We start from the raw sequence: 16220 nt of genomic DNA on the forward strand, positions 1-16220 counted from the left end.
ATATAAAGGAGGATTCTGTTGTACATAATCGCATTTATTATCATGGGGATTACTGGCATAATATCTTTGATTCATATTGTATTTGGCCTCAGGCAACATGGCGAAGGAATGAATTGGCTGCTACAAATCTCGGAGCTTCTATTCTTCGCATCACTCCTATTTATTGTTGTTCGGCGTCCTGACAAGAAAAGTAAATAATATTATGAATTACAAAAAGACTCCGCTCCTTATGCTGCAGGTGCGAAGTCTTATTATTTTCACTGTATAGGATAATCCAAACTGTCGTCACACCGGGTAGAACAACACTACGGCGGCAAGCATCATCAGAGTGAAGCACAGTTCTGTAACTCCCGTCATCTTGACGGACAGGCCACGTTTAGGGAACACAGCAGCCCTAATGAGCAGCAGTAGCGCTGGAATGGCCAGCAATGGCGTAATCCAGGCCACACCTAGTATGAACAAGGCATGATACAGCAGTGATACTTTATAGTAGCTAGTGTTATTTTTCTCACGGATCATTGTCTTAACATAGATCGCGGTACCTACGAAATAACCTGCAGAGAGAAGGAATAATTCATTCGCCGTATGCCACTCCATGATTCCGCCCAGATAAGCAACTGGATAAATGAAGGAGCAGAACATCAGAATGGCAATGATATCGTTCAGCAGCGCTCGCTCATTCTTCGTCTTGGCAAAATAAATATTGGGTATAAAAAACAGCATTAGCAACGCGCCGTAGCCGATCAATCTCCATTCATGCCATAGCAATATGGCGGCTAGCGGTAGTATGGCCAAGCTGTAGACTAAGACAGGGCCTGCATAGCGTTGGCGCTTGCCCGTCTTCACCCATTGCAGTACTGGATAGCTGCACAGATAGACGATAACCCAGCATATCAGCAAGGGAATATGTACAAGTCTCACATCGGAGACGTACAGCCCCAGCAGAAAAGGCAGAAATAGCATCGCCCACGCTCCGTGCTGCTTGGGAAGATAACGATTCATCGGTATCCCCTTTCGTGTCGTTAATTATATATTTTGTGCATATTTAGGGCTTGGGATATGGCTTAGTACTACATACAGGCTAGCAGGCTTGTCCCCAGTATTGCGGAACAGAAAATTCTCCTCCCCTGATAGCTGCAGTGCGTCTCCTTTACTGACTTCAACAGCTACATCATCAGCTACAACCTGCCCTTCACCTTCCAGAACGAGAATGCTGACCTCCGCCCCAGGATGTCGATGAGCAGGAAGCTCCTGTCCAGGCAAGAAGTTCAGCACGAAGACAAGTTGATCCCCTTGATGCAATACTCTTTTGGTAAAACGGTCCTCCCGATACTCTAATACATCAGCAAGTGCTGTTTTGTTCATCACGATAACCTCCAAGTCATAGGATTGTACAAACCGAGTATATCGAGAGAAGGTACTGATTTTTGTGATTTCAATCACATTTGACAATGCAATAAGTCGGCTAGTCGAAAAAACTATTCTATGTATTCCAGTGGTTACAATCTGTCCAAATAAATCATGAACAAAGAACGAAGCGGCCCAGATCAAGCAGGCCGCTTCGTGAAGAGATGATGCTATTTAGATCCGATGATGCATGCTGGCTCCCGTTAAGGTCAGTTCTTATTTCTTAGTCCAGTGCATCATTTCACGCAATTGTCCGCCTACTACTTCAAGCGGGTGGTTCGCTTCGTTACGGCGAGTAGCTGTCAGGAAAGCACGACCGGATTGATTTTCAAGGATGAAGTCACGTGCAAATTTACCCTGTTGGATATCGGAGAGCACTTCTTTCATCGCTTTCTTCGTATCTTCAGTTACTACGCGAGGACCAGTTACATAGTCACCGTACTCTGCTGTATTACTGATGGAATCACGCATTCCAGCCAGACCACCTTCATACATCAGGTCTACAATCAGCTTCAGCTCATGCAGACACTCGAAGTATGCCATTTCTGGAGCGTAGCCAGCTTCAGTCAGCGTTTCGAATCCGGCTTTAACCAGAGCACTCACGCCACCGCACAGTACAGCTTGCTCACCGAACAGATCCGTCTCTGTTTCTTCACGGAAGGAAGTCTCGATAACCCCTGCACGTGTACAGCCGATACCTTTAGCATAAGCAAGACCAAGCTCTTTGGCAGTGCCTGTAGCATCCTGCTCAATTGCGATCAGACCTGGTACGCCGAAGCCTTCAACATAAGTACGACGAACCATATGACCTGGGGATTTAGGAGCAACGAGCAACACGTCGCTGTCTTTAGGTGCTACGATTTGACCAAAGTGTATGTTGAAGCCGTGGGAGAACATGAGCGCAGCGCCTTTTTTCAGGTTAGGCTCAATTTCGTTTTTGTACACGGACGCTTGAGTCTCATCCGGCATCAGGATTTGTACTACATCTGCTTTGCTAGTAGCGTCTGCAACAGACAATACTTCAAAGCCATCGTTCTTCGCTGCTTCAAAGGACTTCCCTTCACGCAGGCCGATGACAACGTTCAGACCGCTGTCTCGCAGATTTTGCGCCTGTGCATGGCCTTGGCTACCGTAACCGATGACGGCAATTGTTTTTCCTTTAAGTACGCTAAGCTCTGCATCTTTTTCATAATACGTTGTCACTGGCATGATTTAATTCCTCCTTATATTTGGGAACCCTTCATAATGAGCGGGTGCTCTGGAAGCTCAGCTGAATGACATTAGAATCACGTTCAGCTTCCCGAGCCCCCGCTCATTACGGGGTCAATCTTACTTGTTTAATCTTTGACTTTTTAGTCATTTAGCTATTTAATACTGCACTGCTCTTTAAGCGTTGATTCGCTAAAGCTGCACTGTCCCAAATGGCTACAGATTGCCGCGAACCATCGCGGTGACACCTGTTCTGGACAGCTCGCGAATTCCGTAAGGCTTCACCAGTTCAATCATAGCATCAATCTTGCTGGTATCTCCAACTACCTGAACCGTCAGACTTGAGCTTCCAATATCAACAACTGATGCTCTAAAGGTGTCGACGACACCCATAATCTCAGGACGCTGCGGCGGTTCTGCCTTTACCTTGATCAGGGCCAGCTCTCTGGCCACCATTGGCTTGGAGCTAAGATCAATAACCTTGATGACATCAATCAACTTGTACAGCTGCTTCTCAATCTGCTCCAGTGTATGCTCATCCCCTGGTGTGACGATGACCATTCTGGAAAGACCCGCTTCCTCCGACTGACCTACCGTAATACTCTCAATGTTAAACCCGCGGCGTCCGAACAATCCCGCGACACGCTGCAGAACACCGGGCTGGTCGTTCACCAGCACTGCAATCGTATGCTTCATCATGTTACTCTTCCCCCATCAGCATTTGATCAATCGCCGACCCTTGCGTCACCATTGGATATACGTTTTCTTCCTTGCTAACGACGAAATCAATCAGAACCGGGCCTGGTGTATTCATAGCCTCTTGCCATGCTTGCTCTGCTTCGGCCTTCGTCGTCGCACGCAATCCTTTCACGCCATAAGCTTCAGCCAGCTTCACAAAATCCGGACTGCCTGCCAGGTCGATATGACTATAGCGATTATCATAGATCAATTCCTGCCATTGCCTTACCATGCCGAGCACCTGATTGTTAATAACGACAATCTTGACCGGAATGTTGTTGATCGCACAGATCGCAAGTTCCTGAGAACACATCTGCATCCCACCATCACCGTTAATGGAAATGACGAGTCTGTCTGGATGTGCCATCTGAGCACCGATCGCTGACGGGAAGCCGAAGCCCATCGTTCCGAGTCCACCTGAGGTCACCCATGAACGTGGCTGATTGAATTTGTAGTACTGGGCAGCCCACATCTGATGTTGACCTACGTCAGTAGTGACGATGGCTTCGCCCTTCGTTGTATCGTTCAGCAGTTCGATGACCCATTGCGGCTTGAGGACCTCATCAGAATCCTTGTATGCAAATGGCTTCGCCTGCTTCCATTCCTGAATTTGCTTACGCCATGCGTCTGCCTTGTCCGCCCGCTTCACTTCCTCGTTCGCTTGCGCCAATACAGTCTTCACATCTCCCACAATCGGGATGTCTGTTGGTACATTCTTACCGATCTCTGCCGGATCAATGTCGATATGAACAATCTTGGCATGTGGTGCGAATTCTGATAGCTTACCTGTCACACGGTCATCGAAGCGTGCACCGATGTTAATGAGCAAATCCGCCTTCTGAATCGCATTGTTCGAAGTGTAAGTACCATGCATACCAGGCATGCCTGTCCACAGCTCATGTCCACTTGGGAATCCGCCCAAGCCAAGCAATGTCGTGGTAATCGGAATTTGTGTCTTATTCACGAATTCGTAGAGTTCCTCATGTGCACCCGAGTAGACTACTCCACCACCTGCAAGGATGAATGGGCGTTCTGCTTCGCCGATTGCCTGAACCAGTTTATCCAATTGCAGCTTATTAGGCGTAACCTTCGGATTGTAGCCTCTCATGGCTACTGGCTCAGTCTGTGGTACGAAGAGTGTCTTCGCTGCGGATACATCCTTCGGAATGTCTATTAGCACCGGTCCCTTACGTCCGGAATTCGCAATATGGAAAGCCTCGTGAATGACTTTGGACAGGTCAGCCACATCACGAACCAAGTAGCTGTGCTTCGTAATTGGCATCGTAATGCCCGTAATGTCTGCTTCCTGGAAGGCATCTGTTCCGATCAGGGATGACATGACATTACCTGTAATGACCACCATTGGAACAGAATCCATATACGCAGTGGCAATCCCTGTCACCAGATTCGTGGCTCCTGGCCCTGAGGTTGCAATACATACCCCGACCTTGCCGCTTGCACGTGCATAGCCGTCAGCCGCATGAATGGCTCCTTGCTCGTGCCGTGTAAGTACATGCTTGAAGTCCTCGAATCCGTACATTGCATCATAAATGTAAAGCACCGCGCCTCCGGGATAACCGAATACGCAATCTACACCCTCCAGCAGCAAGCTCCGCAGCAGGATTTCTGAGCCAGTAATGACTTCAGGCCGCATCCATTTCTCACGTAATTCTTCAGTTGACCGCACTTCAGGGATTTGAGCGCTCATGGGTCATCCTCCTTCACAAAGATTACATACATCTTACATACAACAGCAACAAAGAAAACAAAAAAACCTTCCATCCCAGAAAGCAGATTATTCCGCTTTACGAGGGACGAAAGGTTGTTCTTCCGTGGTACCACCCATATTTGTTCGCTACCTCACAGTATCGAACCTTGGCAGGTATAAAAAATCATCGACGATAAATAGGCTAGGCCTTTTTTATACACTGTCGTCTGTAACGTAGACTGTACGATTCCCCCTAATAAGTACAGCTCTCGCTGAATACCTTTCAGGAAAATAGCTCCGAGGTGAGCTCGTATATAAGGGGTATTGGCGGAACTTGCAGCAACATCATTCCACTCTCTGGACAACAGGGCCCTTAAAACTTCGTCCTCATCATTGCTGATTGCATCTGTAGTTCAATCAAATGTTTAGACACATTATATGACCCCTATGTAGGGATAGTCAATACCTTTCACGTAACAAAAAAATGTTTATTTCGATGTTTTGTGTTCCATTGCCTTTCCTGCCTCGGTGTAAACGTTCTCGAAAAGCCAACCTAGCACTAGTATCCCATTCGTGCATATGATACAGCAAAGCCAAGATTCCAGAGTTGATCTTTCCTTCTCAGGTATCGAGGTATCGGCTCTCGACTCGCACGTACAGGAGGATGCTCACATGATCCGACACCGCAAATCTGCCCAAGATGACGCAGCCATTCGGTGGCTGATTGATCAGGAGCTAGTACCATTATCTCACTTGTCTCCTCAGGATATTCAACAAGTTAAGAAGGATCTGCCCCGGAGACTTCGCCGGGGCGTCACCTTTGTTAGCTGTGAGGATCATGATGCTCAGGCGGTTGGTTTTGTTCACCTTTTCGTGTACGGTGCTCTCTTGAACATTGATATGCTGGCCATAGATACCTCCAAGCAAAGAAAGGGGCATGGAAGTAGCTTGCTTCGTGCTGCTGAGCAATATGGCCGTCTCAAGCAATGTAGTAAGGCTAAGCTGCTAGTCGATGAGGGTAATCAGCGGGCCATACGCTTTTATTTAAGACATGGGTACCACATTGCTCGCTATATCTCTGCAAGTCGTTGCTATGAGCTGGATAGGCTACTTTAATTTAGAAGAATCCTCCACCATAGGGTCCGTACGGGCCAGGACCATACGAATACGGCACAGGTTTGGGCGTATCGCAGCCATCTCCACACCCTGGATACCCACCACCTGGGTAACCCCCGCCTGGATAGCCACCATAGACATAAGGTGCCGTTCCAATTGCCAAGAGATCGAATAATACCAGCGGGATGATTGCTTTCGTGTGCACTTTTTTACCTTTGTTTCTCTGCAGGATCAGCTTGTTCCCGGAGATACGCAGTAGCTTGCCTGTTACACGCGAGCCGTCTTTTTTCATAGCAACAATCTGCTTACCTACCAGTTGCTTCGCTTGTGTTCTGGTCACAGATGATTTCAATGCTAGAACCTCCTTCCCCATGCAGGGACAATGTTGCGATTGGTTGTACCAACCTGCATAACTCACATTATTCAACGGTGGAACTATCGGATTGTTCGTATGTCCCATGCAGCAGAAGTTAGGTGAACGAAGAGCATCCCAGCAACAAAAAAAACAGCAACCCTCCACTATGGAGAATTGCTGTTCGCCTGTATATTTGTTTTTTTTACCGTTTGCCCGGATCATAAGGCTGTCCAAGTGCCGCAGGGGCATGTGAGCGTCCTACAGCGGCTACCAGCACAATAATCGTGAGCAAATAAGGCATCATATAGATAATTTCCTGGGGAATACTCTTGGACCAATCGAACAAGGTAACATAGTTACGAATGGCCTGGGAGAACCCGAAGAACACTGCGGCCCAGAATGCTCCGACAGGGTTCCATTTCCCGAAGATCATGGCAGCAATTGCGATAAAGCCCTGACCTGAAATCGTATTGTGAGAGAACGTATTGGTCGTCGTCAATGTAATCGTAGCCCCACCGATCCCAGCGAGCGCACCACTGATCATTACACCCAGGTAGCGCAAACGATTAACCTTGACCCCAACCGTATCCGCTGCACTTGGATGCTCACCGACAGCGCGTAGACGAAGACCAAAAGGCGTCTTGTTCAGCACATAGTAGCTTGCGAATACCAGAATTACGGCCAAATAGGTTGTCGGATAAGCGTTGAAGAAGACACTTCCGATGAATGGAATGTTCGTCAACCCATCAATATTCAGCTTGGCGAAGCCTTGCACCAAGTCCGTCTCACCTGAGCCGTTAAAGAGCAGCTTCACAAGATATAGTGTGCTTCCTGCTGCCAGGAAGTTAATGACGATACCACTGATAATCTGATCCGCCTTGAAGGTGATGGACGCAACAGCGTGAATCAGGGATACGATAATCCCGAAGACAGCAGCTGCCAGTACTCCTACGCAGGCGGCAGCAAAGCCACTCAGTCCAGCAGACTCCGCATAGTAAGCCCCAATGCCCGCAGCAAAGGCGCCGAATACCATTAGACCCTCGATCCCCAGATTGGTGACACCAGAACGTTCTGAGAAGATGCCGCCGAGTGAGGCGAATATGAGCGCTGTAGCAAACACAAGCGTCGTATTGATGAGCTGACCCAAGGTTACTAAATCCATATTACAACACCTTCTCTTTCTTGCGCTTCATGTAGAACGGCTTCAGGACCCAACGTACGATCCCTTGTGCCGCAATGAAGAAGATAATGGACCCGATTACGATACGTGTAATCTCTGGCGGCACATCTGCTGTAAAGCTCATCCCTGCAGAGCCATAAGTCAGTGTACCGAAGAGCACCGAGCCCAGCAAAATACCAAATGGATTATTCATTCCAATCAGAGCGACGGCGATGCCGTCAAAGCCTGTTCCTGGTGAACCAGCCATAACAGATTGATAATGGAACACGCCGAGCACCTCGAAGGCACCAGCAAGTCCAGCAAAGGTTCCACTGATGAACATCGCCTTCACCACATTGCGATTCACATTCATCCCTGCGTAGCGTGATGCATCCTGATTGAAGCCTACTGCACGTAGCTCAAAGCCTTGCTTTGTCTTCCAGAGGAAAATGTAGAAGAAGATCGCTGCCAATACAGCTATCAATGTTCCCCAGTGAACACGAGCATTGTCCATCATTTGAGCCAGCCAATCAATGGAGATCGAAGCGGTCGGCTCAATATCGAGCGATCTGTTCTGTCCTTCCAGCAGCATGGTCCGATTTACCACAAGGTTCGCAGTAAATAATCCGATCCAGTTCAACATGATACAGGTGATAACCTCGTTGACGCCCCGTGTTGATTTAAGGATACCCGCTATGGAAGCCCACAGGCCACCAAATACGGCACCAGCGATGATAGCCAGAGGTGCATGAATGAATGCTGGCAAGCCCTTAAACTGGATCGCGACTACAGAAGCTGCCGTCATGCCGATCAGGAATTGTCCCTCACCACCGATATTGAACAAGCCTGCACGCGCAGCAAAAGCGAACGCCAGACCCGTCATAATAAGCGGAGTCATCTCACGAATGGCTTCCCCGAAGTTGTAAGCATTTCCGTATACACGCGTGAACAGTGCCCCATAGGCCGTAATTGGATTATAACCACCGACCATCATAACAAGAGCTCCCAATATAAAGCCCATAATAATGGCAACTATAACGAGGATGAAGGAATCCTTCGTAAAAAATTTAAGAATGTTAGCCATGCTCCGCACCTCTCTTCGCCGTGCTGCCTGCCATCATCATACCAAGCTCTTGGTCATTGGTATGCTCCGGAAGCACTTCACCTACAATATGACCTTCATAAATGACTGCGATGCGGTCCGACACATTCATAATTTCATCCAGTTCAAAAGAAATCAAAAGAACAGCCTTACCCTGATCTCGCTGTGCAATAAGCTGCTGCTGCACGAACTCGATGGCCCCTACGTCAAGTCCGCGTGTAGGCTGGGCAGCAATCAGTACATCAGGATTCTTGTCAATCTCCCGCGCAATGATGGCTTTCTGCTGGTTACCTCCGGACAGGGAGCGTGCTTTGGTACTAATACTTGGTGTACGCACGTCAAACCGCTCAATCAGCCGCTTCGCTTGGGCATAGATCGCCTCGAAATTCAAGAAGCCCTTATTGTTGTATGGCTTCTGGTAATACGTCTCCAGAACCATGTTCTCGCTCATATCAAAATCGAGCACCAGACCATGCTTGTGACGATCCTCAGGGATGTGAGCAACCCCTGCCTCAGAGATGTGACGCGGGGACTGATTCGTGATTTCCTTGCCCAGAAGCATTACATTCCCGCTATCCACCTTCCGCAGTCCTGTCAAAGCCTCAATCAGTTCACTCTGCCCGTTGCCATCGACGCCAGCAATCCCTAGAATTTCACCAGCCTTCACCTGCAGGCTAAGCTTGTCCAGCACAGAGATGCCATCTTTATTCTTGGAGACCAAATCCTTGATGTCCATAACGACTTGACCCGGCTCGGCCGCTTTCTTGTCTACCTTGAAGGAGACACGACGTCCCACCATTTTTTCGGCAAGCTCATTCGGAGAGGTCTCCGAAGTGGTAACTGTATCAATAACCTTCCCGCGGCGAATAATCGTTACCGTATCGGAAATGTGCATAATTTCCTTCAGTTTGTGCGTGATTAGGATGATGGACTTGCCTTCAGCTACGAGGCGCTTCATAATGTCCATCAGCTCGCTGATTTCTTGGGGTGTCAGAACGGCTGTAGGCTCATCAAATATGAGAATGTCCGCTCCGCGGTACAATGTCTTGATAATTTCTACCCGCTGTTGCATACCTACTGAAATATCCTGAATCTTGGCATTCGGGTCCACACTAAGTCCATATTGCTCAGACAATCTGCGCACCTCGGCAGCAGCTTGCTTGTAGTCAATATTAACCCCCTTGCGCGGCTCCGAGCCAAGAATTATATTCTCGGTTACAGTGAATGGCTGTACAAGCTTGAAATGCTGGTGCACCATACCAATGCCCAATTCAATAGCCTTATTGGGTGTATCAATGGTTACCGTTTTGCCATTCATTTCGATGGTGCCTTCTTCCGGCTGATACAAGCCGAATAGAATGTTCATCAGCGTAGACTTACCCGCTCCATTCTCTCCAAGCAGTGCATGAATCTCACCTTTAAACAGCTTCAAGCTAATGGAGTCGTTGGCAACGATGCCGGGGAATCGCTTTGTAATTTGCTTTAACTCAACGACTGGAGTCGCTGCATCCATGAGATCACCCTTACATTAAGATTGTTGGCTTGAATATTTACATGCTGTAGACGTAAGAACAAGGCTAGTCTTGGGAACCAGCCTTGTCATTTTACAATCCTGTTGTACCTTTTCCTTGTTCTGATCGAACTCAGTTATTATTCAGCAGGAACCGTAATTTCACCATTTACGATCTTTTGTTTGTACTCCTCAACTTTATCCAGTACATCCTGGCTGAGGTTCTTGTTAGTCTCAGGAAGACCTACACCGTTCTCCTTCAGCGTCAGTGTCTCGATGCCGCCTTTGAACGTACCATCAACAACTTCTTGAGATACTCTCTTCACCGCTTCATCTACACGCTTGATCATGGAAGTCAGTGTAACTTCGTCACCGAATTCAAGAGACTGGTCTTTATCAACACCAATAACCCATACTTGTTGACCTGCTTTCACACGGGACAGAGCTTCATTGAACACCCCGTTACCTGTAGCGCCAGCTGCGTGGAAGATAATATCTGCGCCATCATTGTACAATGTTGCAGCAGCAGCTTTACCTTGGTCAGGCTTGTCAAAAGCACCTGTGTAGTTCGAGATCAGCTTAGCATCTGGATTAGCAGCCTCGATACCCGCTTTGAAGCCAATTTCAAAACGCTTGATCAGTGGGCTGTCTTGTCCACCTACGAAACCAATTTTGTTTGTTTTTGTTGTCAGACCAGCAACAACACCTACGAGGAAGGAACCTTCATTCTCAGCAAAAGTCACCGATTTAACATTAGGAAGATCTACAACGCTATCGATGATACCCAAGTTACTGTCCGGGTTCTCTTTAGCAGCTTTCTCGATGGCGTTAGCCAGGTTGAAGCCGATACCCCAAGTCAGAGCGTAACCATCCTTAATGAACTGGTTCAGGTTCGGATCATAGTCTTGGTCGTTTTTACTTTGCAAGTATTTAACGGTTGCACCGCCTTCTGCTTGAACAGCCTCAAGAGCTTCCCATGCAGATTGGTTAAAGGATTTGTCGTTTACCCCACCAACGTCAGTTACCATACCGATCTTCAATTCGGATTTCGGAGCTTCGCCGCCGGAAGCGTTGCCGCCACCTTCATTGCTTGCGCCTTGACCGTTGTTACCGCAACCAGCCAGAATTACGGAGATAGCCAGAAGCATTACCAAAGACATACTGAATAGTTTCTTCATTCTGAATATGTTCCCCCTTAATGTTAAATCCTTAACTGCCTGACTCACTTTGACATATCCTGTCTATATCTGTTGAGAAAGCTGTTATGGACGCTTACTGTAGAGATTATACAATTAAGCCCGTACAAAATCCAGTTGAAACGTGACCTTTGGTCAATTTTTTTTAAGCACTGCACAATGAAAGCGTTATAATTTGGCGAAAAACAAACAATATTACACGTAATGGAATATTCATTCGTGTTTCAATGATATTTTAACAATTTCCCCGTGTATATTTGTAGTTTTCACTTGAACTTCATTTAACATACCTAAGAACCTTTTTGCTCCATATGTATATTATTGGAATTAATATAGTGGGCACAAGAAAGCCCCCATCATGAACTCCAAAAACGGTCACGTTATAGAGGCATTTGTTCTTAAGATTAGTAGTCATAGAAAAACCGCCGGAGACCGGCGGCTTATTCGATTGCATGACTTATGCGTTGATTTTTTCTTTTGCTACACCAGCCAGCGAGTTGAACGCGTTGATATCGTTCACTGCCAGGTCAGCCAGCATTTTGCGGTTCATGTCGATACCAGCCAGCTTCAGACCATGGATCAGCTTGCTGTAGGACAGACCGTTCATACGAGCAGCTGCATTGATACGTACGATCCACAGCTTACGGAAGTTACGCTTAGTTTGACGACGGTCACGGTAAGCGTATACCAGGGATTTCATTACCTGCTCATTAGCAGTTTTGAAAATGCGGTGTTTGGAACCAAAATAACCTTTAGCAAGCTTCAATACTTTTTTATGACGACGACGAACAACGAATCCGCCTTTTACTCTAGCCATATTCAAAGACCTCCCAAATAATGTTTATGCTTGTTGTACTTCCAAATAATCCGTCCGATACTATTTCAGGTTAGCCAATCCTTGCTTCAGGCGTCTTACATCACCTGGAGCCATAACAGGATTAGTGCCCAATACGCGCTTAGCACGCTTCGATTTGTGGGAAAGCAAGTGGTTCTTGTAAGCTTTGTAACGAGTCACTTTACCGGATCCGGTAATTTTGAAGCGGCCTTTGAGGCTGCTGTGAGTTTTCATTTTAGGCATTGTTACTTCCTCCTCAATTTTCCTTAAGCTTTGGAGCCAATATCATAATCATGCTGCGCCCTTCCAGCTTAGGCTGGCGCTCCACGGTGCAAATGTCTGCAACTTCAACCTTTACACGTTCCAGAATTCGCTGGCCGACATTGGCATGTGCAATCTCACGACCGCGGAAGCGGACAGAGCATTTCACCTTGTCGCCGGCTTTCAGGAATTTCACAACATTGCGGAATTTGGTCTGATAGTCATTTTCCTCAATGTTGGAACGGAACCATACTTCTTTCACATCAACGATTTTCTGGTTTTTACGGGCTTCCTTGTCTTTCTTCTGCTGCTCGTAACGGAATTTGCCGTAATCCATAATGCGACATACCGGCGGCTTCGCCTGAGGTGCCACATTTACCAGATCCAAGTTCAGATCAATCGCCATCTGCAGTGCCTCTCGGGTCGGCTTGATGCCGATTTGTTCCCCATTGGCACCAACCAAACGAACTTCACGTACCCGAATCTCGTCATTGATCATATGTTCCTTACTAATAACCTTCCACCTCCAGAAACTGAATGGATATAATCAAAAAAAGGGATGCAGGCTCGACAGCCGACATCCCTTCTAAATCACAATTCTTCATGAAGATAAAGCATCTCATAAATGATTGGATGAAGACCAGCCGATAGGATTATCGGTCAGGTGAGAAGTCGACCTTCTACTTGATCAATCCATGCTCAATAGCATACTCGATTATTATATATCATGATCTTGTACAGAGTCAAGTCTTTTCACAAGAAAAAAAATTGAAGCCATGCGAGCAATTATCCTCAGCATGACTTCGAGCCTTGCACTAATCGCACTAGAAAATGGGACACACTACATCAGCGCGCCAAGTGCTTACCTAGCGATGATTAGCCTTGCTTGCTTTGAACCTCTTCCAGTCGTACTACACGGGTATGCTGTGTATGGCTCCATTGCTTGTTGTTCTGCGTGAAGAACGCATAGAACGTAATCGGATACCAAGAGATCAGATACACCGGGAATAGGAGCAGATACAGATACACTTTTTTGTAGGTCACCTTTTCCAGTGCCATGGCTGTCAGGAAGGTAACGATATTCAAGCCAATAGCAACTACACCGATCCATAACGGGAAGTGCTGATAGATATTTGCGATATTTGGTCCTTTGAAAAACACGTTATCCACCCACATTGCTGCGGTCATGAGGAAGGTGAACAAGACGATATACACATTCAGCCCGTAGAGAGCCATATCGAACTTGGTCAGACTCCGTTCTTTAAGCGCCTGCCAGAACAATGGGAAGAAATAACGACGGGCCACCGTAAAGTGTCCCTGCATCCAGCGCAGTCTTTGTCTCGATGAAGCCTTGAATGTCAGCGGCTTCTCGTCATATACCTTGGCTTCGTAGTTGAATCTCGGATATACGTTACGCTGCGTACAACGCATTGTGAACTCAAGATCCTCTACCAGACTGGTCGCGCCCCAGCCCATTTCCTTCAGCAGGTTGGTCTCAAAGCACATTCCTGTACCACCAAGGAAATTCGCCATTTTCAAATTACTACGGGACAACTGCCACAGGCGATTGATATACCAGTAGGAAATGCCGTAGGCAGCTGTAATCCAGGAATCCTCAGGATTCTTCGTATCAATGTATCCCTGAATGACACGTGCACCGTCGCACAGGTCATTATTCATTTCCTTCAGGAAGTCAGGATGGGCAAGATTATCAGCATCGAACATAACGATGGCGTCATATTGACGCGGCATCTTCCACAGCTCCTTGAGCATCCATTCAATAGCGTAGCCTTTACCTCTCAGATTCGGGTTCGTACGTACACATGCATTCATGCCATGACTACGGACAATGTCCGGAGTGCGATCCGTGCAGTTGTCGCAGATGACGAACACATCGTACAGCTCTTTCGGGTAATTCAATTGCTTGAGATTCTCCATGAGAGCCCCGACTACCTGTTCTTCATTGTGTGCCGCTACCAGTACGGCAAAAGTTTTGACTGGCTCCGCATGCTTCTTTTTCTTCTTGCGATACAAGCCAAATAGTGAGAAACCAAACTGATAGACTGCGATTAGCGCAAGCAGAAGCTGCACCGTAATAAATATTGCGTCCAGCATGTTCTCCTAGAACCCCCTTTTTATACCCTTCCAATCATCATGGAACTGTCTGTCTGTTTCTTTCTCTTGTTTCTGTTTCTTTTTTATCTTTGTGTTCAAGCTTTCATGACAGGTTCCCCTGCCAAAGACCCCTGTGTTTCATTTTACTGGATGTTGAAGAATGCTGCTGAACCTCCCATCGGAATGCCATCTCGATTTTCCTTGGTTTTCATTCTTTTGTCAAAACCTTTAATTTGCTTCTTATGGCAGAAAAACCGTCTGGAATCTCCGATTATGGGGATGTTAAGCCTTCACTCTTTCAATCGTGCCTGTTATTGCTTATTCTCATCCATTTGCTTACTTTTTATTTCTTTGGTCCCTCCCTTCGACAAACTACAGTAGACCTGATGCCTATCTGAAGGAAGATTGGACAAAGTTGGTGCGTGAACAGTTATTTCCGATTTCATTAGTTTATATAACTTAATTCACCTATCTTGAATCACTCGCTGCATGAGTCCCAGGTATGATTCTTGTCTTATTCAAGACGAAGTGATCGAGGAATTTGTTGCCATTCATTATGATTTTGCACGGTTTTAACATTTACCTGCCATTATGTTTCTTGAAAAAGTGCACAATAGAAAATATGATGAATGAGTACCTAATCTCTCCCTATAAAAGGATACGGCACAGCAAAAAGAGCACAGCGAATTTTGTTGAATCAGTGTACTTCATAGGGAATTTTCCCTTCGTAGCTTAGAAGCGTGTATAATATGTATTCTTGGTATATATTCCACAAGTCCACGACTGACTGGCTAACTTGTACGAGTTGCAAACCAATTCATTGGCTAAAAATGATCTGTGACGCAGCACCAGAAATCATAGTATGTAAATGTTGGAGAAAGGGCCCGATAAGCTGGCCATAATTATAAGCTTAAATAAACTACCGCGTCGCCAAGCGAAGCGGTTGCCGGAGGAACGCCATGAATCGCTTAGTTATCAAATTGCTCCAATGGGAGCATGGAGTATTCAAGTTCATAAACGGAAGGCTGCACAACCGTTTCCTGAACTTCTGGCTGTACTATCTCACCCACCTGGGAGGGGCTACGTTTACGATTTCTTGTTCCTTATTATTATGGTTCGCAGCACCAGCTCCTTGGGGAAATGTAGCTTTCAAGTCGCTTGTAGCACTGGCCGTCAGCCATATTCCTGTAGCGATTGCCAAAAAGCTGTATCCTAGAGTCAGACCTTACATCAAGCTGCCTGGTACTAACACCTTTCGCAATCCTTTGACCGATCATTCTTTTCCGTCAGGGCATACTACAGCTATCTTTTCAGTAACCGTGCCATTCATGGCACAGGCCCCGATTCTCATGGTCGTGCTTCTGCCCATTGCCATGATCGTAGGGGTTTCCCGAATCTATCTCGGATTGCATTATCCATCTGATGTACTGGCAGGCGCCACACTCGGCTCCTCGGCTGCGCTGGGTACAGTTGCATTCTGGCCATAAACCTTATATGTTAAGACTGAGT

16 protein-coding genes are annotated in these 16220 nt (G+C 46.8%); 2 read left to right on the forward strand and 14 right to left on the reverse strand.

Features of this window, described 5'->3' with window-relative positions:
• Window positions 1–285: 285 nt before the first annotated feature.
• From D328_RS0118045 to ilvB, 5 genes are all read right to left on the reverse strand, one after another.
• The gene (locus D328_RS0118045) at window positions 286–1002 is read right to left on the reverse strand and encodes a YwiC-like family protein (RefSeq protein WP_018886438.1); all 717 of its coding nucleotides are present in this window, start codon (window positions 1000–1002) and stop codon (window positions 286–288) included.
• 24 nt (window positions 1003–1026) lie between these two features.
• Window positions 1027–1365: a cupin domain-containing protein gene (locus D328_RS0118050; RefSeq protein ID WP_018886439.1), complete on the reverse strand. Its 339-nt coding sequence runs from the start codon at window positions 1363–1365 to the stop codon at window positions 1027–1029.
• Between the two features lie 258 nt (window positions 1366–1623).
• Complete coding sequence (gene ilvC / locus D328_RS0118055) at window positions 1624–2616, reverse strand: ketol-acid reductoisomerase (RefSeq protein WP_018886440.1); 993 nt, start codon at window positions 2614–2616, stop codon at window positions 1624–1626.
• A gap of 216 nt (window positions 2617–2832) precedes the next feature.
• Window positions 2833–3315, reverse strand: coding sequence for an acetolactate synthase small subunit (gene ilvN, locus D328_RS0118060; RefSeq protein WP_018886441.1), 483 nt, complete (start codon window positions 3313–3315; stop codon window positions 2833–2835).
• Window position 3316: 1 nt separating this feature from the next.
• Window positions 3317–5062 carry a biosynthetic-type acetolactate synthase large subunit gene (gene ilvB, locus D328_RS0118065; RefSeq protein WP_018886442.1) on the reverse strand — a complete coding sequence of 582 codons (1746 nt, stop codon included), beginning with the start codon at window positions 5060–5062 and terminating at the stop codon, window positions 3317–3319.
• Window positions 5063–5734: 672 nt separating this feature from the next.
• Here ilvB and D328_RS0118070 point away from each other — a divergent pair.
• A complete protein-coding gene (locus D328_RS0118070) occupies window positions 5735–6178 on the forward strand; it encodes a GNAT family N-acetyltransferase (protein WP_018886443.1) in 444 nt (147 codons plus the stop codon).
• Window position 6179: 1 nt separating this feature from the next.
• Here D328_RS0118070 and D328_RS0118075 read toward each other — a convergent pair whose 3' ends face one another.
• From D328_RS0118075 to D328_RS0118115, 9 genes are all read right to left on the reverse strand, one after another.
• Window positions 6180–6530: a hypothetical protein gene (locus D328_RS0118075; protein ID WP_018886444.1), complete on the reverse strand. Its 351-nt coding sequence runs from the start codon at window positions 6528–6530 to the stop codon at window positions 6180–6182.
• A gap of 205 nt (window positions 6531–6735) precedes the next feature.
• Entirely contained in the window at window positions 6736–7695 is a 960-nt protein-coding gene (locus D328_RS0118080; RefSeq protein WP_018886445.1) for an ABC transporter permease, read from the reverse strand.
• 1 nt (window position 7696) lies between these two features.
• Complete coding sequence (locus D328_RS0118085; RefSeq protein ID WP_018886446.1) at window positions 7697–8776, reverse strand: ABC transporter permease; 1080 nt, start codon at window positions 8774–8776, stop codon at window positions 7697–7699.
• Window positions 8769–10307 carry an ABC transporter ATP-binding protein gene (locus D328_RS0118090; RefSeq protein ID WP_018886447.1) on the reverse strand — a complete coding sequence of 513 codons (1539 nt, stop codon included), beginning with the start codon at window positions 10305–10307 and terminating at the stop codon, window positions 8769–8771. The genes D328_RS0118085 and D328_RS0118090 overlap by 8 nt, the downstream gene beginning before the upstream one ends.
• 137 nt (window positions 10308–10444) lie before the next feature.
• A complete protein-coding gene (locus D328_RS0118095; RefSeq protein WP_018886448.1) occupies window positions 10445–11482 on the reverse strand; it encodes a BMP family lipoprotein in 1038 nt (345 codons plus the stop codon).
• Window positions 11483–11957: 475 nt separating this feature from the next.
• Complete coding sequence (gene rplT, locus D328_RS0118100; RefSeq protein WP_018886449.1) at window positions 11958–12317, reverse strand: 50S ribosomal protein L20; 360 nt, start codon at window positions 12315–12317, stop codon at window positions 11958–11960.
• Between the two features lie 60 nt (window positions 12318–12377).
• Window positions 12378–12578, reverse strand: a complete 201-nt coding sequence (gene rpmI, locus D328_RS0118105) for a 50S ribosomal protein L35 (protein ID WP_018886450.1) — start codon at window positions 12576–12578, stop codon at window positions 12378–12380.
• Between the two features lie 13 nt (window positions 12579–12591).
• Window positions 12592–13095, reverse strand: a complete 504-nt coding sequence (gene infC, locus D328_RS0118110; RefSeq protein ID WP_018886451.1) for a translation initiation factor IF-3 — start codon at window positions 13093–13095, stop codon at window positions 12592–12594.
• 377 nt (window positions 13096–13472) lie between these two features.
• On the reverse strand, window positions 13473–14711 hold the full coding sequence (locus D328_RS0118115; protein ID WP_018886452.1) for a glycosyltransferase family 2 protein: 1239 nt from the start codon (window positions 14709–14711) through the stop codon (window positions 13473–13475).
• Window positions 14712–15670: 959 nt separating this feature from the next.
• Here D328_RS0118115 and D328_RS0118120 point away from each other — a divergent pair.
• A complete protein-coding gene (locus tag D328_RS0118120; RefSeq protein WP_018886453.1) occupies window positions 15671–16198 on the forward strand; it encodes a phosphatase PAP2 family protein in 528 nt (175 codons plus the stop codon).
• Window positions 16199–16220: the final 22 nt, after the last annotated feature.

This window comes from Paenibacillus massiliensis 2301065 = DSM 16942 (assembly GCF_000377505.1).
Taxonomy (GTDB): Bacteria; Bacillota; Bacilli; order Paenibacillales; family Paenibacillaceae; genus Paenibacillus; species Paenibacillus massiliensis.